14 protein-coding genes and 1 pseudogene are annotated in these 20,433 nt (G+C 39.8%); 7 read left to right on the top strand and 8 right to left on the bottom strand.

The features are described 5' to 3' along the window. Nucleotides 1-51: 51 nt before the first annotated feature. Together AC2JBO_RS30010 and AC2JBO_RS30015 are read right to left on the bottom strand one after the other, a co-directional pair. Nucleotides 52-541: pseudogene (locus tag AC2JBO_RS30010) on the bottom strand (transposase); the annotation flags it as partial. A gap of 248 nt (nt 542-789) precedes the next feature. Next, entirely contained in the window at nt 790-2,304 is a 1,515-nt protein-coding gene (locus AC2JBO_RS30015) for a phenylacetate--CoA ligase family protein (RefSeq protein WP_496957292.1), read from the bottom strand. A 106-nt stretch (nt 2,305-2,410) separates the two neighbouring features. On the opposite strand from AC2JBO_RS30015, the gene AC2JBO_RS30020 reads away from it, so the two are divergent. Beyond that, nucleotides 2,411-4,114, top strand: a complete 1,704-nt coding sequence (locus AC2JBO_RS30020) for a protein kinase domain-containing protein (RefSeq protein WP_496957293.1) — start codon at nt 2,411-2,413, stop codon at nt 4,112-4,114. Nucleotides 4,115-4,324: 210 nt separating this feature from the next. Beyond that, the gene (locus tag AC2JBO_RS30025; protein WP_496957294.1) at nt 4,325-6,535 is read left to right on the top strand and encodes a protein kinase domain-containing protein; all 2,211 of its coding nucleotides are present in this window, start codon (nt 4,325-4,327) and stop codon (nt 6,533-6,535) included. Nucleotides 6,536-7,000: 465 nt separating this feature from the next. Here AC2JBO_RS30025 and AC2JBO_RS30030 read toward each other — a convergent pair whose 3' ends face one another. Continuing rightward, nucleotides 7,001-7,447, bottom strand: a complete 447-nt coding sequence (locus AC2JBO_RS30030) for a hypothetical protein (protein ID WP_496957295.1) — start codon at nt 7,445-7,447, stop codon at nt 7,001-7,003. 352 nt (nt 7,448-7,799) lie between these two features. On the opposite strand from AC2JBO_RS30030, the gene AC2JBO_RS30035 reads away from it, so the two are divergent. Then, nucleotides 7,800-10,235 carry a two-partner secretion domain-containing protein gene (locus AC2JBO_RS30035; protein ID WP_496957296.1) on the top strand — a complete coding sequence of 812 codons (2,436 nt, stop codon included), beginning with the start codon at nt 7,800-7,802 and terminating at the stop codon, nt 10,233-10,235. Nucleotides 10,236-10,241: 6 nt separating this feature from the next. Here AC2JBO_RS30035 and AC2JBO_RS30040 read toward each other — a convergent pair whose 3' ends face one another. From AC2JBO_RS30040 to AC2JBO_RS30060, 5 genes are all read right to left on the bottom strand, one after another. Continuing rightward, nucleotides 10,242-10,400, bottom strand: a complete 159-nt coding sequence (locus tag AC2JBO_RS30040) for a hypothetical protein (protein ID WP_496957297.1) — start codon at nt 10,398-10,400, stop codon at nt 10,242-10,244. A 148-nt stretch (nt 10,401-10,548) separates the two neighbouring features. After that, nucleotides 10,549-11,172: a hypothetical protein gene (locus tag AC2JBO_RS30045; protein WP_496957298.1), complete on the bottom strand. Its 624-nt coding sequence runs from the start codon at nt 11,170-11,172 to the stop codon at nt 10,549-10,551. A gap of 384 nt (nt 11,173-11,556) precedes the next feature. Further along, nucleotides 11,557-13,275, bottom strand: coding sequence for a 2-isopropylmalate synthase (gene leuA, locus AC2JBO_RS30050; protein ID WP_496957299.1), 1,719 nt, complete (start codon nt 13,273-13,275; stop codon nt 11,557-11,559). 1,368 nt (nt 13,276-14,643) lie between these two features. Then, nucleotides 14,644-14,805 carry a hypothetical protein gene (locus tag AC2JBO_RS30055; RefSeq protein ID WP_496957300.1) on the bottom strand — a complete coding sequence of 54 codons (162 nt, stop codon included), beginning with the start codon at nt 14,803-14,805 and terminating at the stop codon, nt 14,644-14,646. Nucleotides 14,806-14,814: 9 nt separating this feature from the next. Then, nucleotides 14,815-15,591, bottom strand: a complete 777-nt coding sequence (locus tag AC2JBO_RS30060) for a sulfite exporter TauE/SafE family protein (RefSeq protein ID WP_496957301.1) — start codon at nt 15,589-15,591, stop codon at nt 14,815-14,817. A gap of 135 nt (nt 15,592-15,726) precedes the next feature. Between AC2JBO_RS30060 and AC2JBO_RS30065 the strand changes: the two genes are divergently transcribed. From AC2JBO_RS30065 to AC2JBO_RS30080, 4 genes are all read left to right on the top strand, one after another. Next, on the top strand, nt 15,727-16,062 hold the full coding sequence (locus AC2JBO_RS30065; protein WP_496957302.1) for a XisI protein: 336 nt from the start codon (nt 15,727-15,729) through the stop codon (nt 16,060-16,062). Nucleotides 16,063-16,808: 746 nt separating this feature from the next. Further along, complete coding sequence (locus tag AC2JBO_RS30070) at nt 16,809-18,428, top strand: FAD-dependent oxidoreductase (RefSeq protein ID WP_496957303.1); 1,620 nt, start codon at nt 16,809-16,811, stop codon at nt 18,426-18,428. Beyond that, nucleotides 18,425-18,784: a 4Fe-4S binding protein gene (locus AC2JBO_RS30075; protein WP_496957304.1), complete on the top strand. Its 360-nt coding sequence runs from the start codon at nt 18,425-18,427 to the stop codon at nt 18,782-18,784. Before AC2JBO_RS30070 ends, AC2JBO_RS30075 begins: the two co-directional genes overlap by 4 nt. Further along, entirely contained in the window at nt 18,785-20,383 is a 1,599-nt protein-coding gene (locus AC2JBO_RS30080; RefSeq protein ID WP_496957305.1) for an FAD-dependent oxidoreductase, read from the top strand. Nucleotides 20,384-20,433 lie beyond the last annotated feature (50 nt).

Below are 20,433 nucleotides of genomic sequence, written 5' to 3' on the forward strand. Positions count from 1 at the left end.
ACGCGCTTAGTAATATTGTTCTGATTAGATACTAAATACCTTAGATTGTGCCAGAACTAATTTCCCAAGATTTTTTAGCTCACTTATTTCTTTTTCTGATAGTTCTTTTTTTTTCAGTATCAATTGAAGATGCAGCATCTAACATCTTCTTTACTGTTTCTTGATTTACTTTGTTGACTAGTTCTACACTAATTCTTTCTCTAAAATGGACTAACATTGATGCATCAAATGGCGCTTCATTACTATAAGATGACATTCCTATAAAGTATTTTAGATAAGGGTTTTCCTTTATTTGCTCTACAGTTTATCTATCACTTATGCCTAATTTTTCTTTGATTATTAATGCCCCCAATGCCATCCGGAACGGCTTTGCAGGCGCCCCCATTTCTATAGATAATGAAGTTGAATACTCGTCCTCAAATTCTTTCCAAGGCATTAAAGAAGCCATGATTACCCAACGATTATCTTCTCTTAGCTTCCCCTCAAATGGAAGTTGAAAGTTTTCAGGTAGAATTGGAGGCTGCTCCTGTTTTCGGTACATGGTTACTAATAAGCACACTTGAGTGCTAGTCACGTAGATGCAAAGATTTTAGGTAATATTACCTTCTTCTCTTGCATCTGGATATATTTCTTTAGTCTGATAATCTGATGGCGCCTGTTTTTTCCTCTTTTTCAGCAAACCCTACTATAAGCTACGCACGTGTATTTTGAAAACGAATGTTGGTATTGTTAGGTTCATAAAAATAGCCCATGATGATCCCCCCTTCCACGCAGGGGGGTTGGGGGGGATCAAGAAGCGCGCGTATATCTATGTTTCACACCCACAGGAAAATATTCAGCATCACCATGTAATTTTAAATTAATCTCCGGCGCCTGATATTCTGCAGGTACATAGTTTGCAAATTCGCTGTTAAGGCGCCTTAGTTGTGTCAATATAGATGTTGTTATTGCTTGTTTTTTATTTTCGCTTTCTTCGATATTTGGCGCCAGTTCTACGGTAACTGTTAAATGTCTATTTTTATCGCTATCTTCAATTACTTGTAAGACGAATTTACCTGTTACCCATTCTCTTATTTCTGGTACTTCTAAACCTACTGTGACGTTTTCTGGGTATATGTTGGCGCCGAAGTATGAGACTGTAAAGTTGGAACGTCCGAATACGTATACAAATGGTAGGTTTCTGATGCCTCTATCACTGCACAGGCAAGATGCCTGTGCCACATTGAATCCCCATCCCTGCAAAAACTCAAGCATGGCATCGTATGTAATTATGCCACCGTTATCTAGAATATTATACCTAATTAAGGGAATCCCATTATCCCCAGAAAAAAGCAAGGCGCCGTCTTCTACTTCAAAAAAGCGACTAATTGGGTCATATTGTACAAGTGTAGGTAAACGTGACTCTCCAAATAAAGCGCGCGCTGCTTCAGGTGTCTCTGCTAAAAATCTTCTAATACATATAGATAGCGGTGTCTCATTACCCAATACCCCTGCATCAGCAGTTCCATATAATGATGCGAAATCATAGCAGGGGTTTTGTGAACCTATTCTTTCTGCTACTAAACTTCGCCATTCTTCGCTGAATACTTCTCCTGCTGTTACTAGTTTAATGTTGTACTGGCGCCACTCAATACCGCGCGCAATCCCAGTATCAATCACGTCTTTGAGGAATGGTGGATACCCTAATAAAACTACTTGCTCAAAATTGGCGCCGAGTTCCGAGACAACACGTAATATTTCTTCTTTATTATTACCGGGAGTAATAACTGTAATTGGATAACCTTTCATTGCCAAGTATCGACAGCAATTAGTTGTGAACATTCCACCTACCCAAGTACCGAGGGTAAAACAAATAACTGCGAGAGTGCGACGGGTATCTGCAAAAAAGCTATCGTGAAAGATTTGCTCGAAGCGTGTTGTAATTTCTAACTCGTCAGCAAAAAACCTACACCAATACGTTGGTTTACCTGTTGAACCAGACGACGCTGCTATCATGTCGCTAGTTTCAATTTGTCCGTAACGACACAAATCAGGTAGAGAATGTTTTTGTAGGTAGTTTTGCTTTGTTAAGGGTGGAAGCGCTTGAAAATCGATGTAGGTTTGAATACTGCTAGGATTAATCCCGTTTTGTGATAAGAAGGTCTTGTATGCGGGAACGGTTGCGGCGACATTATTGAATAGCTTTAAAGCTTCCAATGTTGGATCGATGTCACAATGCTGCTGAAGTCGAGTATCTAAGGGGGTATTTAAAAAATCTAAAAATGCCCGCTGTGCGTACTGTTTTTTTTCTTCTGGATTAATCATAGTTGTCAATGTAATAATTTTAGGTTAAAAAGTGATATTTCCGTAATAGCGACGTTTAACGTTGTAGCAATTTACTAAAAACCCCCCTTAATGTCCTTACTGCGCTATGCACATCTATTGCAGCAAACAACACGCGAATACTACAGGTAATCGTTTTTGTATCCAATGCGGCGAGTCTTTGCCACTACCGCAAGGGGAGATTATTATTGGCCGCTATAAAATTTTACGACAGTTGGGGCAAGGTGGGTTTGGACGTACTTATTTGGCTGAGGATTCACAGTCAAACCAAATGTGTGTACTCAAGGAGTTTGCACCCCAGGTAGAAAAACCAGAGGATATCCAAAAAGCAAAAGAATTGTTTGAACGCGAAGCAAATGTTCTGAAGAAACTGCAACATCCGCAAATTCCTAAATTTCACGCTTCACTCTCTACAAAGTTTGGACAAAAGGATTTTTTCTTCTTGGTGCAAGATTATATTGAGGGTGACACTTACTGGGATTTATTAGATAAGCGTGTTGCTTATGGACAAAATCTTTTCAGCGAAGAGGAAATTATTTCACTGCTTAAGCAAATGTTACCTGTCTTGAGTTACATCCATTCTCAAAATGTAATTCATCGAGATATTTCTCCTGATAATATAATCTTACGTTCCTCAGATAATCTACCTGTACTAATTGACTTTGGTGGAGTTAAGCAAATTCCTGCTTCCCAAGGGTTTTGGATGACTCAACTAGGCGCCAACCGGACGTTGTTGGGCAAAAAAGGTTACGCACCCGAAGAACAACTGCGTCAAGGTAAAGCTTTTCCTTCCAGTGATTTATATTCACTCGTTGTAAGCACTTTAGTGCTTCTCACCGGAAAAGAACCACAAAACCTCTACGATAGCTACCAAGGAACTTGGCGTTGGGGTACAGATATAAAAGTCAGCCAGGGATTAGAAAAAATATTAAAGAAAATGGTCGCATATAAACCAAGCGACCGATATCAAAACGCTGAACAAGTTATAAAAGATTTACAGAAACTCTCACTTGCACACACACCTGCTGTGAATAAAGTCAATACTAACGTTACAAAAATTAAAACAATGATTGCGGCGCCAGCACGACGGGCAGGTAACTTGCATTCTAAAACACAAATGGCTGTTCAAGCGTTGCCGTTACCAGTATGGATGCGTCCATTTGCTGTTAGCGCTGTAACAACAACAGTAATAGTTTTAGTTTGTGCAGGAACTTGGGGTATAGTTAATGCGGTAGTCAAAGGTGTATCATCTATTTCACTGCCGAACATTTCCTTACCTAGTTTACCTGGTGGAAATTCAGATTCTTCTTCCGAAACCACTCCAAGCACTCCAAGTAATGACGGCAAACGTAATGGTAATATAGCGAGTCGTCGCGCGTCTTTACAAATTTCCGAAGGTTTCTTTACCCAAACTGTTAATTTTATTTTTTATTCCAGAAACCCACAATTACGAGGTAAAAATTTAGGTACTGGCGCCGAAGATGAAGCGTTACGTCAACAATGGATAAGTATTGGGCAAGATTTACTAGATAAATTAGAACAAGCTAAACTCAGTAGCAAAGCGCGTCAAAAACTCGGAAGCTATGGAGGGCAAGATTACCAAAATTGGGAGCAAAGAGCAAACGCTCGTGAATTTGGTAACTATACAATCACACAACTTAATACCGATACTAACCGTAAATTTGATGACTTGTTCCCTGGACAACGAAGTGGGAAACTCAACCAACCGACATTTGGTCAAATTTGGTATGCAATTGCAGCAGACAAGGTGAGTAAACTGGAATCAAAATAGTGCTGAGTAATGAGTGCTGAGTGCTGAGTGTAAAGTTATAAGTTATAAATATAATTGCTATAACTTTCAACTCTTAACTCGTAAGGTGCGTGACGTTACTAGTTCATGGGTTTTATTTTATGATTGTTATGGCGTCACGCACTCTACCTCTTAACTCTGTTCCTCAATACTCAGCACTCAGCACTCAGCACTTTTAACTATTAAATTTATATGTATTGTTCCAAAGGACACGAAAACCCAGCAGGTAGCAAATTTTGCCTGCACTGCGGAGAAAAAATGGAAACGGGAGTGCAGCTAAGTATTCAACCTGGGGTAGCTTTGGGAGAACGCTATTTAGTTGTACGACAAATTGGTCAAGGTGGGTTTGGAAAAACTTACTTAGCTGAGGATATAAACCGCTTTCGTGAACTCTGTGTGATCAAGGAGTTCTCACCACAAGTACAAACTGCTTACGTTCTCCAAAAAGCTGAAGAACTGTTTCAGCGCGAAGCTACGGTTCTATATAGACTCCAGCATCCGCAAATTCCACGTTTTCGTGAACTTTTCCGCAGTAACTTCGGTGGTAAAGAATATTTATTTATAGTTCAAGATTATGTTGAGGGGCAAACTTATCGTTCGTTACTCGACGCGCGTTTAAGTTCTGGGATGCGGTTTAGTGAGACAGAAGTCAAGCATTTATTACAGCAAATCTTACCTGTTTTAGATTATGTTCACTCAATGGGTGTGATTCACCGTGATATCTCTCCCGATAATTTAATTTTACGCTCTTTAGACCAGTTACCTGTACTTATAGATTTTGGTGGTGTTAAACAAGTAGTTGCTGCTGTTGCTTCGCAGTATTATCAAGCTGGTGAGAATGTACCTTCTGCTCCTGCAACGCTGCTAGGTAAAATTGGCTATGCTCCTCCTGAGCAAATGCAAACGGGTATTGTTGAACCCCATAGTGATTTATATGCGTTGGCAGTTTCGGTATTAGTATTACTTACAGGAAGACAGCCACAGGAACTTATAGATAATTACAATATAACTTGGCAGTGGCGCCGGGAAGTTGATTTAACTCCCAATTTTGGGCAAATACTCGATAGAATGCTGGCGCCTGTTCCTGGTGAACGGTATCAAAATGCAAAACAAGTGATGTTAGCACTAAATTCACCTGTTAATTATCCTGCCACACAATATCCAGCTACCGAGTTTCCATCAACACAGTTACCACCACAACAAGAAAGTACTTCTGCTACTGTTGCTGTTTCTCCTGGTATCCCAACTCAAAGACGGGAAGCGCAAAAAACTACAAATACTTCAATTCCTAATTCCCCAACGGACATTCCTAAACCCTGGTGGACACCTGGAAAAGTTGCCATTGCATTGGTTATTACTGCTGGAGTTATTGGTACTGGGGTATGGGGCGCTAAGAATTTGATTGGTTCTGATATATCTAACGGTGGTGCAGCATCAACAGCTACTCCCACTCCTACAAATAACCAACCTACTGACCCCAACGCTAACTACTCACCCGAAGAAAGAGCAAGAAAAGAAAAATTAAAAACGCGGCGCACTCTATTAGGTATAGACTTTAATTTCTATGTAAATTTAGTCAATCAAGTTTTTTGGGATAAAAATCCTAGCCAAAAGGGACGTTCATTGAGTGATGCTCCATCCGATGCAGCTTTACGCACAAAATGGGATGAGACAGCTGCAAGCGTTTTAGAAAAGCTTTCCCCGTTAAGCACAGACTCACGTCAAAAACTCGGTACTTTTACTGCTGCAGAACGTGACCGCTGGAAAGTTGAGGTGAATAAAATTAATGTTGGTAGTCGTTCGCTGTACGATTTAGGAGACGCTGCATTTTATCGCCAATTTCCAGAACAGCGCGGTAAAAACTTTATCGACCAACCTATTGGACAAGTTTGGCAAGGATTTGTCAACGATAAACTTACTGCTATTTTAGCTGGTAGTGCATTTAGAAAACTTACATTTGCTAATGGCGCCACAAGTACTTCTTCAGGTGGTACTCTCAAACCCGGTGATGGTAGAGTATTTATTGCTGACCTTGATAAAGATCAAAAGTTAGAACTAAAACTGAATGCAAACAGCAAAGTTTTATTATCAGCGTATTCACCAAGCGGTAGTCAAAGATTTTTAGAAGACTCAACAAAGCGTAGTTTATCGCTAACATTGCCCGAAAGTGGATTTTATGAGTTTGTTGTAGCTTCTTCTGGTTCAGATGAATTAGGTTATGCGCTTAATATTTCTGCTACTAACCCTGTGGCGCCATCTCCAACTCCAACTCCAACTGTAACACCAACTCCAACATCTACGCCTACACCAACTGTGGCACCTACACCTACACCTACACCTACACCTACACCTACACCTACACCTACACCTACACCTACACCTACATCTATACCTACACCCTAGTGCAAAATAGTTTATATAGCAGTCCTAATTGATTTGTAAATAATGATGTTTATTTAACGAACCACAAAGGACGCAAAGGACGCAAAGGAAGAAAAGAAGGGATTTTACTATGAAATCTAATCCTTTTAACATAATTTCTTGATTTAATCTTTTATTTATAAATACCCTCTAAGTCCTGACCTGACTCATTCCAATAAGCATGGGCTGAAGTGAAATAATGGGAACAGTTTCAACTAGAGAAACCGTGTAAGCAGAAAGTTGTAAAAAATCAGATACAGGAGGAGCTAATAAAATATCAAAGATCATTTCTCTTAAGTCGCTTGATACCTGAGATAAGCCAGTCAATTGATAACTAGTCTAAACTCGAGTAATTTAAAATTCAATAGGTTAAACAATCTCACTTAAGATGTAGCACAGGCAAGATGCCTATGCTACACCTATATCCTGAATTAATGATACAGAGTACTATTTAGTAAAAGCGTCTTTGATGTTGTCAACAGTGCGTTGAACTGCATTCTTTGTATCGTCAATAGCCTTTTCAGTCCGAGATGCGTCTTCCTCTGCTCTTTTCTGAATTGTAGCTGCATCATTTTTGGCTTTACGTGCTACAGCGCTATCGTCATCTGTTGCGTTATCAACTTTGGAAGCGTTGCTCTTTGCGGCATCCTTGACGAAATCTTTTGTATTTTCAACAAAACCTTTAGCTCGTCCAGCGTCTTCACTAGTTTTATACTTAACATTATCGCCTGCATCTGATGTTGCGATTAAGATTGAAGCAGGAGAAGCGAATGCTGAGGTGTTTGATAAATATGTACCCTGCCAAACAAATGTGAATGCTGATACACAAAATAAAGTTGTAGCTATCCAACGTCCTAGTACGGAAAGACGTTTTGTAAAGAAATTTAGTTTCATTGGATACAATTATTGTTACATTTGACATTTTATTTTTACTTCATCTAGCTTATCGGCTAAATCTTTCTCCAGAGAGAGGTTGTTTCATCGTAAGTTCATAAATCAATTCACTATTTGGATAGATTGAACCCGGCGCCATCACAGACCTTATATCTAATCAATAAAATCATAATTTTGGTTCTAGCTTACTCGCTTGCAGCATAATAACGGATGTCGCTGCCTTTTGCATGAAGTTCTCCTCGTTCAAAGAAATGGCTGTAAGACAAGCCCAGCAATTGTTTTAAGCTTATTTTTACACGATTTTAGCACGCTAAGTACGCAAGAGCCATAATTATGGTTAACTGAGATCATAGTGCAACTGCTACAAAGCATGAAAGGTGTTACATCTGTGATGGCTAATCGTTGGTTTTTAAGAATTTTGATGGGAAGTGCGATGATTGCTTTTTCTGCTAATTGCGTTCATGCCCAGATTACCCCTGATGGCACTCTTCCAAATAATTCCATCGTCACACAAGATGGCAACACCTTTAATATCACAGGAGGAACCCAAGCAGGCAGCAACTTGTTTCACAGCTTTCGGGAGTTTTCTGTTCCTACTGGCGGCACTTCGTTTTTCAATAATGCTGCTGATATTCAGAACATTTTCAGTAGAGTAACAGGTAGGTCAGTCTCGAATATTGATGGATTAATCAAAGCTAATGGTACAGCTAATCTATTTTTGATTAACCCTTTGGGGATTATCTTTGGACAGAATGCTAGTTTAAATATTGGTGGTTCGTTCGTAGGAACGACAGCAAATGCAATTCAATTTGGAAACATTGAGTTTTTCAGTGCTAGTGAGCCAAATAACCCTGTGTTGCTAACAGTTAGTCCTTCCGCCTTGTTTTACAATCAAATAGCTGCTAATGTATCGATTCAAAACAATTCAACAGCGCCAGCCGGAATAGCACCAACAGGCAGAAATACATCAGGGCTACGTGTTCCAGATGGTAAGAGTTTGCTGTTAGTAGGTAGTAATATTCAGATGGATGGCGGAAGATTAAGAGCCTATGGTGGACGAGTCGAGTTAGGAGGATTGGCTGCGACTGGAACAGTAGGACTTGGTGTAGATGGCAATAATATCAGTTTGAGTTTTCCATCTGAAAGTACTAGAGCAGATGTATCTCTAATCAAGGGTGCTAATGTAAATGTTTCTGCTAGTAGTGGTGGCAGCATTATTGTTAATGTTAGTAATCTAAACATTACTGGCACCAGTACTTTGATTGCTGGTATTGCACAAGGATTGGGGTTTGTTGGGGCAAAGGCTGGCGATATTACAGTTAATGCAACTGGCGATATAAAGATTGATGGGAATGGAAGTGGTATCGCTAATATTGTTCAACGAGAAGGAATAGGCAATGGAGGTAACATTACTTTATCTTCTAATTCCCTTTCTCTTACCAATGGCGGCGCTCAATTATTAGTTAGCACCTTTGGGCAAGGTGATGCAGGGAATGTAATTATTAATGTTACCAAGAGTGTTTTCTTAGATGGCATTAATACTGCTATATTTAGTACTGTAAACAGTGTTTCTGATAGCCCGGAACAACGTAATGTGATTAAAGGCAATGGGGGCAATATTCAAATTACAACACCTCAACTTTCTCTTAGGAATGGCGCTCAATTGACAGCTAGTACATTAGCACGAGGAAATGCAGGGAATGTAATTATCAATGCAACCAATAGTGTTTCCTTAGATGATAGTTACACAAATACTAATGGTGAAATTTTCCCCAGTGCTATCTTTAGTTCTGTAGGAGATGTTTCTAATAGCCTGGAACAACGTAACGCGATCAAAGGCAATGGGGGCAATATTCAAATTACAACACCTCAATTTTCTCTTACCAATGGTGCCCAACTGCTGGCTAGCACTTATGGGCAAGGCAATGCAGGCACAATAAAAGTTAATGCTGCTAATGTTACCATTTCTGGTAAAAGTTCTGAATATATCAGTGGATTGCTCGTTAATTCCGAAAGTCCGACGGGGGCTGCTGGAGACATCATTGTCACTACCTCAAAAATCACTTTAGATAACAAAGGCAGACTCAACGCCAATTCTGCATCCGGTAACGGCGGTAATATTTACCTAAATAGTGATTTACTTTTACTACTAAGAGGCGCCCAAATCTCAACAAACGCAGGTACAGAACAACTTGCTGGTGATGGAGGAAACATTGATATCAATTCTAATTTTATAGTCGCTGTCCCCAACGAAAACAGTGATATAACAGCTAATGCTTTCACAGGTAGAGGTGGTAACGTAAATATCCGCACGCAAGGTATTTTCGGTATTGAACCGCGCGCAATTGAATCTCCATTAACTAGCGATATCACTGCAAGTTCCGACCGTGGTGTTCAAGGACAAATCTCTATTAGTGACCCTGATGTTGAACCTGCACAAGGGTTAATCGAATTACCTGAAGAAGTTGTTGATGCTACACGTCGAGTTGCTCAAATTTGTCCAAGACAACCAGGCGCCAAACCGTTAGGAGAATTCATCATTAAAGGACGTGGCAGTTTACCGCCCAGCCCTCTTGAACCATTACCTGGTACAACTAACAACACTAGATTAGCAACTTTAGACACTAGCAATACTAATGTATTAAATGCAGTTCCTAACAAAGTGCTAAACGCAATCGTTGAAGCACAAGGTTGGGTTAAAAATAACGATGGGAGTTTTGAGCTTGTTGAAAAAGCACCTATATCTACACTCCTGCCGCGTGTTGTAGCATCTGGATGTCAAGCGTGATTAATCTTATTGATGAATGGGAACTTCTACAACTAGGGACGACGGTAACTTTGGAGTATTGGGAGCTTGATTATTTCCTAGAACTGCTTCGCAAGGTTTTGGCTCATGCATCGTTTTACGTGCTGTATTGCGCCTTTGTTCATAGCTTATTTCCTTCTTAATCAAATGGTTTTATGCGAATCGCTCATGGCGAGGATGCCCACCCCACTCATTAATGGTTAATTTAATTTTTGTAAGTCCTTAAACGTTTCCGGTGAATATTTAAATTGCCAGGGATTTGCAATTCCTGGCAGTATTATTGGTTGATGGTACTTTATTTACGCAAGTAGGTAAAGCTAGGGTCAGGTCTACCAACGAAGCAGGAACGGGTGAACTTATATTTTTTAATAATCTCTAAGGATTGTTGGGCTTCTGCTTCATTGGTGTTGAAGTCAAACATCCAGTGACTACCATCTACAATTTTCCAACGGTTATTGATTTTGCTTAAGGTTGTTGTTCCTGGGTTGAATGCCACACAATCTTCTCCTCTAATGGCGCCAACTGGGGCATTATCATTTTTAAGTAGATATTTAAATGATGGTTGCGGGCGCCCAACGAAGCAGGATTTGTTCACTCCGTATTGCTTGATAACTTGGAATGCGCGTGTTGCTTCGTCTTTTTTGGCGCCAAAGTCAAACATCCAGTGATTCCCATTCTCAACTATTTTCCAGCTACCGTTGACTTGCTTGACAGCAGTATTATTCGGGTTGAAGGCAATACAGTCTTCTGGGTTAGCTGCAATTTTTTGGTAACCGTTCAGGGGGGCGCCTACAGTATTGCTGTTAAGTTGCTGCAATGTTTGAGAGCTATTAATAGAAGCAGAAACAGTTCCAAAATTCGATAATACCAATCCTGCGATTAATAAACTTGAAACTTGATAATAATGCTTAATTTTCATCTTGATTAATCCTAGAAGCAAAAGTAAATTTACAAGTCAAGCTACAAGAAACCGCGTTTCTTTGAGCAGTGTTAATATCAACTGAAGCATGACTACTTAGCTATAAGTTTGTAATTCAGCTTTTATGCAGTAGTCTTTGTCGATTTATATAAAGAAAAGATAAATTTGTGGCGCCGTTCGTCTTAAAAGGCGGGGTTTTCAGCATACTTCTTTATAAAATTTTCCTTACTGGTTCTCAAACAAACAGAAATTCGTGTTAATCGGCGCCATCTCCAACATTATGGTTAAAGAAGAAACGAACCGCAAAGAGCGCAAAGAAAGCAAAGATAAGAGAAAAACTCTTCCTCTTCCTTTGTGTCCTTTGTGTCCTTTGTGGTTCGTAACTTAACCCCTCACTACAGACGCATAATCTTTCAACTTCATCAACTGCTGAATCCTTACCTCACCATCAACAGATTTTAACGCGCGGTTTACACCACTAATAATTGCCAGTATTGAAGCAGTGACAATATTCGAGTTGATCCCAACACCGTATAAACCCCCGTTAATAAAATCACCACTCATTTCTACATACGCTACAGCATCAGCATTACTGCCTAAGTTGCGTGAATGCTCTTCATAGTGAAGAATCTGCACTCCTGTACCCAAAGCATTGACAAAAGCATCAATAGGTCCATTACCTTTACCGCAAATCTCAATAACTTCCCCATCAACCTGCAACTTCGCAGACAGCATTTGTGTACTATCATCAGCAGTATAAACTTGATGCGACACATACCTTAATGCAGTCTCACCATGCAAATACTCTTCTTCAAACAACTGCCATAAATCCTGAGAAGATAATTCCTTTCCGCTAGTATCCATAACTCGCTGTACAACTCGACTAAATTCGATTTGTAACCGTCGAGGTAAGGTAATACCAAAATCACGTTCGAGTAAAAATGTGATCCCACCTTTTCCTGATTGACTATTTACTCGTACTACAGACTCATATGTCCGACCAACATCAGCAGGGTCAAGCGGTAAATAAGGCACTTCCCAGATTTTATCAGGCGCCTGCACTGCAAACCCCTTTCTAATTGCATCTTGGTGTGACCCTGAAAACGCTGTAAATACTAAGTCACCGACATAAGGATGACGCGGATGTATTGGCAGTTGCGTACATTCAGCTGCTATACGCGCGACTTCATCAATATTGGAAAAATCCAAACCTGGATGTATACCCTGAGTGTAGAGATTCAATACCAACGTTACCAAATCAACATTACCAGTACGTTCACCGTTACCAAACAAACATCCCTCAACTCGTTCGGCGCCTGCCATTTGTGCGAGTTCAGCAGCAGCAATACCACAACCTCTATCGTTATGAGTATGAACGCACAATATTAAACTATCACGGCGCCTTAAGTTACGGTGCATCCATTCTACTTGGTCGGCGAATACATTTGGTGTTGAAACTTCTACCGTTGCAGGTAAATTAATAATTGCTTTGTGCTGCGGTGTTGGTTGCCAGACATCCAAGACAGCATCGCATATATCTTTTGCAAAATCGAGTTCGGTAGCTGTAAAAGTTTCTGGTGAATATTGAAACTGCCAGTTAGTTTCTGGTTGCTGTGCAGCAAGTTCGTTAAATAAACTTGCTGCAACCGTTGCTAAATTAATTGTTCCTGCACGGTCTAAACCAAAAACAGTACGCCGAAATACTGGTGATGTCGCATTATATAGATGTACGATTGCATTTTTGGCGCCTTGTAACGATTCAAAAGTGCGACGTATTAATTCTTCGCGCGCGGGAGTTAATACCTGAATTGCGACATCATCAGGTATCAATTGCTGTTCTATCAAGTGTCGAATAAAATCAAACTCAGTCTGTGAAGCAGAAGGAAAACCAACTTCGATTTCTTTGAAACCTATACGTATCAACAGATTGAACAAACGCAACTTGCGCGTAATATCCATTGGTTCAATCAATGCTTGGTTGCCATCGCGTAAGTCTGTGCTTAACCAAATGGGACTTTTAGTTATTGTTTGATTAACCCACGCGCGGTTTGGTAAGTTAATGGGAGCAAATGGACGATATTTAGATGCAGGATTAATTAACACCGTGAATTCCTTTGTTGATAATTTCTGTAGTTACAAGGCTTTGTGGCGAATGTTATACAATTAGGGCTGTCAGGCTGCCACCAAGACCAAACCTGGCAACCCGTAATTAGTCGCAGCAATACCTTCAGCGATTGATGAAATAACATATGTGTCTCCAATGCAAGTACTATTCAGATGTGCAAAACTTTCAGTAATTACTTAACCAAGGCATAGTAGTAGCCCTAGCCCTAGTCGATGGCTAGAAGTTACTTGTAGGGGTAGCTGCTTGGTAAACATAATCTTTGTAATTTACTACTGGAATCTAGTATTACTCTTTTTGAGTGGATATGTCAAGCTTTATTTTTACCTCTCCCTTCCCGTTGCGCGCGGTCAGGGAGATTAAAACGAATATTTTTTAATTACTGATGGTGCGTTACTAGAAATATTTTCATTTAAGTGCAGATTTTTCTAGCAGTAACGCACCCTACATTCCCAATTAATTAAATTATTTTATATGTCGTTGTATATGCTTTTTCAAATGAAAGTATTAATTACAATTTCAATTAAATTTATATGTCTTTTTTACATTTTATTAAATTTTGAAAATTCTGAATATTTACAAAGCAAATAATATGCAAACTGATGGTATTGTCGGAATCAAAACTTGGACAACTTTGCTTTGCGCTTAATCTAATTTGATTGTAGGTTGGGTGAAGGCAATAGTAACCCAACACTCTTATTAATGTTTTTGCGTAGGGCGCCCACCTTACCCTTATTGATCAGATGCATTCCGGTCAGTTACCGCAGATGATATAATATCCAAAACCTTGTAGAGACGTTACATGTAACGTCTCTACATGTAATTTTTAATTGGGTTACTGCTACAAGTTTTTTCATCTTAGTCATACGTGTTGATTCGCACTGTTCTATCTTTGTTCGGTTTACCGGAATAAATGGTAGTGAAAACCGAATAAATTTTAACTCTCTAATTTTTTAGGCATGGCATTTTAATTACGCAGCAGCTTTCCCTTACTTGCCTTGCTTCTATGATTTATCATACAACAAACGGTGCCCCGTTTGTCTTATTGGGGAAAAATATACTCCCCTCTCCTCGTAGGATACCAATGGCGAATCAGGGGTGGCACCCATCATTTAATAAAAACAGGCGTGTAGAGACGCGACATGTCGCGTCTCTACATTCGCGAAAATTTTGCAATTTTACATCTAGCCACAATCGGTGTGCCCTATAATTATTGAATGCTAACTCCTTAATCATTCCTATTGTTGCTTTCCATAACCTTTGCCTTTTTCTTTAATAACGATTCTACGCAATTCAATCGTATTATTTACATTAGTTAAACCAGCTAAAATAGCATAACCAACTCTTGCTTACTTTTGCACAATCAGATGAAGAATATCAGGAGTATTCATTGCTTGTAAATGTTTTTCGCGTGGCCAGGGAATTATGTACTGACGGTTTTCCTCATTGTTTTCAGCACTTAGAATATAATCAAGATCAACTTCTTCAGTTTGGCGTAGACGTATAACCACTATTTTTACTTAATTATTAGAATTATTTGTTTGTAAAGATTTGCGAAGCGTTGTAAACGCGAGAATACCTACAACAGTCAAATAAATACGCTGTAGCCATGAATTACTCAAGCTCAGGCTAATATTTCCTCCAACAATTCCACCGATAAACATAGCCAGACCAAGAATTATACCTAGTTTATAATCAACAACACCTTGTGCTATAAAAATCACAGTAGCAGAGAGTGAAGAGAAAATATTGATAAATTTAGTCGTGGCTATTGCTTGAACAAATGTCATCCCAAATAGCATTATATAAGCTGCCGTCAACAAAGTTACGTAACCCCCACTAAAAAAGCCACCGTAAATCCCAAGCAGGAATGTAGCTATATAGCCAGCAATTTCTGCAACCTTTGAAGGTATGATTTGAGATGGCGCCAGTCCAGCATTTCGGTTAACAACAGACAACACAGCAACTACAATCATTGAAATAGAGATAATCAACGGCATTGATTTTGACGGTATAACTAAAACAAGCGAGGCGCCTAAAATTGACGATATCAAAGTTAGAACTATCAACAATGGCAAGCGCTTATAGTCAATAACTCCTTTACCAATAAAAGGCAATGTCCCCCCAATGCTCATTAATGTTAGTGCAAACATATTAGTAGCAAGAGCTACGCGCGGCTCAATCCCAAAGTAGAGCATTACAGGTACAGTAATTAGTGAAGTACTACCAGTTATAACGCTGATAACACTTGCCATCAAGAAAACCGCTATTAGAGCAAGTAATTGAATGTCTGTCAAAGTAAATGTTCCTTTGTACTTAATACTGTTTGTCGGTAGAGATACCGTTATAAAAAAGATTACCAGAATTGCGTGTTAATGGGGCGCCACGTAAGGTTCTGTAACATGTATAAATACCAATGAGGAAATCTTGCAATGGATAAGATAGACAAGTATCGGCAAGTAATCAAACAGCTTTTGAGCGAACATGCATACATTAGTATTGATGCTGATACAGTCAAACCACAACTAATTTTTGATTCAGAAAATGACCATTATCAACTATCTTTTGTTGGTTGGGAAGGAGATAAACGGGTATTTAGTCCCATAATGCACTTTGATATTATTCAAGGTAAAATATGGATTCAATACAATGGTACTGAAGAACTTGTTCCTGAGAGGTTAGTTGAAAAGGGTGTACCTCCATCAAATATTGTTATTGGTTTTTATTCTCCTTTCAAACGTCAATTTACTCCTTATGCTGTTGAGTAAAAAATTATATACAGGTTTTCAACTCTTTAAGGAAGGCGCCTTTTGTGCCAAGTGTGGGTTAAATATAATGGCTTTGGTAACGGATAAGCTATTCGTAACAAATAAGCACACCCATATTTTTAACTACCTATCCGTTACATCCGTTGTATCCGTTGCCAGTTGACGCGCGCTACAAAGGCACCTCGTCTGTACTAAAATAGTATAAAAACAAACTGAAGATGCATTTTAATTATAGTAAAACAGCGTCTTTTTTGCGAATACTACGTACATTATGAAATAAAAATGTATTAATATTGACAGTTGATCTTTGACTGGGGCATATGGTAAATAAACCCAGTAAAAAGAAGATAAAAATCATAACCACCAGTAAAACAGCCCCAGTAATTAAAATAAACAGTAACGAATCAAGTGCTAAAGATAATTATATGCAACGCACAGGCACCTAGGAGACGCGATGAATCGCGTCTCCTAGGTGCCCTCTGTGTCTCTGTGGTCAATAAATATACTTATTTTCCAACACAAGGGCGGACGTTGGAGTATCAATATATTTAGATTATCAAACAATTAGTGTCTCATAAAATTAGATAATCGTATACTTTAGTTACGAAAGGCTTGAACTTTCACCAAGGGTTATGCAATACTGCTATATAAATCACCATTTAATTGGTCGATAAACAGTAGTTTGCATAGCCAGCGTAGATATTAGATATCAAAATATTAAGCTTTTTAGCTAGGGAGTGAGGCTTGTGAGCGTGAATCAATTAATTTTAGAGCAACAATCTAACAATCCTTCTGACTTAGATTTACAGACAGATGTTCTAGTTATTGGTGGAGGTCCAGCAGGTGCATGGGCAGCTTTAAGTGCGGCTTCTTCTGGAGCTAAAGTAGTTTTGGTAGATAAAGGCTACTGCGGCGCCAGTGGTTCAACGGCTGCTGCTGGTACTACTGTATGGTTTGAACCAAATGAGGAACAACGCGCGCAAGAAATAGCCAAGCGGCAAAGGGTAGGAGGGTTTTTATCAGAACTTTCTTGGATGGAAAGAGTTTTAGAGCAAACTCATACAAATTTGTATCAGTTAGGAAATTGGGGTTATCCTTTTTCATTAGACCAGCAAGGTCAACCTTATTATCCTTCACTCCATCAAGGCGCCGAGTATATGCGTCTGATGCGTAAGCAAATTAAAAAAGCTGGTGTACAAATTCTCGACCACTCTCCAGCCTTAGAATTATTAATAGATTTAGAGGGTGCAGTTGCTGGAGCTTGTGGAATTAGGCGCCAAGATGGTGGAAAATGGCGAGTCAAAGCAGCATCTGTAATTATTGCAACAGGTGGTTGTGCTTTCTTAAGCAAAGCTTTAGGCTGTAATGTCCTAACTGGGGATGGTTATTTAATGGCAGCAGAAGTTGGGGTTGCAATGTCGGGTATGGAATTTTCTAATATCTACGGACTAACTCCAGCATGGTCATCTGTGACAAAAGGCGCCTATTATCGTTGGGCAACATTTACTTATGAAGATGGGACTGAAATTGAAGATACTGCCTTCGGAAAACGCTCTACTATCGCCAAAGTACTATTAACTCAACCTGTATATTGTAGTTTGCACAAAACTCCCGAAGAAGTAAGAACATGGATGCGAACTATCCAACACAATTTCTTTCTGCCTTTTGAACGCACTGGTATTGATCCGTTTACCCAACGCTTCCCCGTAACATTACGTTTAGAAGGAACTGTTCGAGGTACTGGTGGAATTCATATTATAGATAACTCCTGCGCGACTTCAGTCCCTGGACTTTACGCAGTTGGAGATGCAGCAACACGAGAATTTGTAGCAGGCGCCAGCAGTGGAGGTGGTAGTATAAATGCAGCTTGGGCAATGTCTTCTGGATATTGGGCAGGTTCAGATGCAGCGAAATATGCTTTCTCACTTGGAAATAAAGTAAACGAACGAAAAGTTCAAGGAGTTGGCAAAGCAGGAATTCGTTCGGATAGTAATTTTGCTCCTCAAGAAGTTATCGGCGCCGTTCAAGCTGAAGTTTTACCCTATGACCGTAATTTATTCCGCACAGAACATAATTTAAAAGATTCTCTAAAACGTTTAGATAATTTGTGGCACTCTGTTAAATATAGCGGTGCCGCAAGTGAAGACAAAGCATTGCAAGCACGGGAAGCGGCGGCGATGGTTGCAACATCTCGATGGATGTATAATTCTGCACTTACACGTAAAGAAAGCCGTGGTATGCATGAACGCCAAGATTACCAACAACTAGACCCAAATCAGCAATATAAGATACTTAGTGGTGGTTTAGATAAAGTTTGGGTAAAACCTGAGCAGCTCGTTATACAAAAGGAGTTAGTAACACTGTGATTGAACTAGTAAGTGAATCTCGCTGTATAAAATGTAATCTTTGCGTCACTGCCTGCCCTACGAATGTTTTTGATAAAGTACCAGGAAAGGCGCCTAAAATCGCACGTAAAAGTGATTGCCAAACTTGTTTCATGTGCGAACTATATTGTCCAGTAGATGCATTATATGTAGCTCCCCAAACTGATGAACTAATCGAAGTAGACGAACAAACTTTAATCGAAAATGGTTTACTTGGCAGCTATCGAGAAGATATAGGTTGGGGCAAAGGAAGAACACCTGGCGCCTCTAAAGAAATGTCCGCATATTATTTCCCATTATTAAGCAATAGAAATTTACCTAAAACTTCATCTAATTAAATGAATAACCAATCAACAGACCTAAAATTAACTGCCGATGTTTTAATTATTGGTGGTGGTCCAGCAGGTACTTGGGCGGCATTAAGTGCAGCAACCAGTGGCGCAAAAGTCATTTTAGTAGACAAAGGTTACTGTGGTACAAGTGGCGCCGCAGCAGCTTCAGGAAATGGTGTTTGGTACGTACCTCGTGACCCAGAACAACGAGAAACTGCAATGGCTAGTCGCGAAGCAATGGGAGGATTTCTTGCTGACCGGAACTGGATGACGCGCGTACTAGATAGAACCTACGAAAATATTCAATCTTTAATAAATTGGAACTATAACTTTCATACTGACCATAATGGGCAAGTAGTCTATCGCTCTTTACAAGGGCCAGACTATATGCGCTTTATGCGACAAAAGATAAAAAAAGCGGGTGTCAAAATTTTAGATAACAGTCCTGCTTTAGAATTACTAGTAGATTTAGAAGGGGTTGTTGCTGGAGCCGCTGGAATTAACCGTCAATCTGGTGAACGTTGGCAAGTCCGCTCTGGGTCTGTAGTAATTGCAACAGGTGGTTGCGCTTTTTTGAGTAAAGCCCTTGGTTGTAATGTCTTAACAGGAGATGGGCTGTTAATGGCAGCAGAAGTAGGCGCCGATTTTTCTGGAATGGAATTTTCTAATGCTTATGCTATTTCTCCTGCCTGGTCTTCTGTCACCAAAACTCGTTTTTACGATTGGGCATCTTTTACATACGAAGATGGTACGGTAATTGAAGGTGCCGGTTCTAAACGCGGTCGCTCTGTAATTGCCAAAACTTTACTAACACAACCAGTATACGCGCGTCTTGACCAAGGTGTAGATGAAGAAACGAAAGTATGGATGCGCGCGTCTCAACCAAATTTCTTTGTTGTGTTTGACCGCGCGGGAATAGACCCATTCACCCAAAGATTCCCTGTTACACTACGTTTAGAAGGAACAGTGCGTGGTACAGGTGGAATTCGGATTACAGATTATACTTGCGCCAGTTCCGTTCCTGGTTTATATGCTGCCGGAGACGCTGCAACTAGGGAATTAATCTGTGGAGGGTTTACAGGTGGAGGTAGTCACAATGCAGCTTGGGCAATGTCCTCTGGTTATTGGTCAGGTCAATCAGCTGCTGCCTATGCACTTAGTTTAGGAGATACATCGCAACGTCCAGCACAAGGAGTTGGAAAAGTTGGATTATCTTATACAGGAAATCAAACCTTATTCCCAGAAGAAATAATTACCGCAACCCAAGCAGAAGTTTTTCCTTATGACCGTAACTTATTCCGCACAGCTACAGGTTTAAATGAATCTCTAGAAAGACTTAACAAGCTTTGGCAAGAGATTCGTAACAGTAAAATAACCACAGATAATCAAATTGTGCGTGCGCGTGAAGCTGCGGCAATGTTAGCAACTGCTCGTTGGATGTACACCAGTGGTATACAGCGTCAAGAAACCAGAGGAATGCACAAACGCGAAGATTTTCCTCTTCTTGACCCTAACCAACAATACCGTTTAATTAGCGGTGGTTTAGACACAATATGGGTAAAACCAGAGCAAACATCCGCTATTAAAGAGTTAGTAACGGTTTGATTTACAATAACTGATCCCCCCTAACCCCCCTTAATAAGGGGGGAATAAGA

This window comes from Calothrix sp. CBUCES-K 9914, from assembly GCF_059640475.1.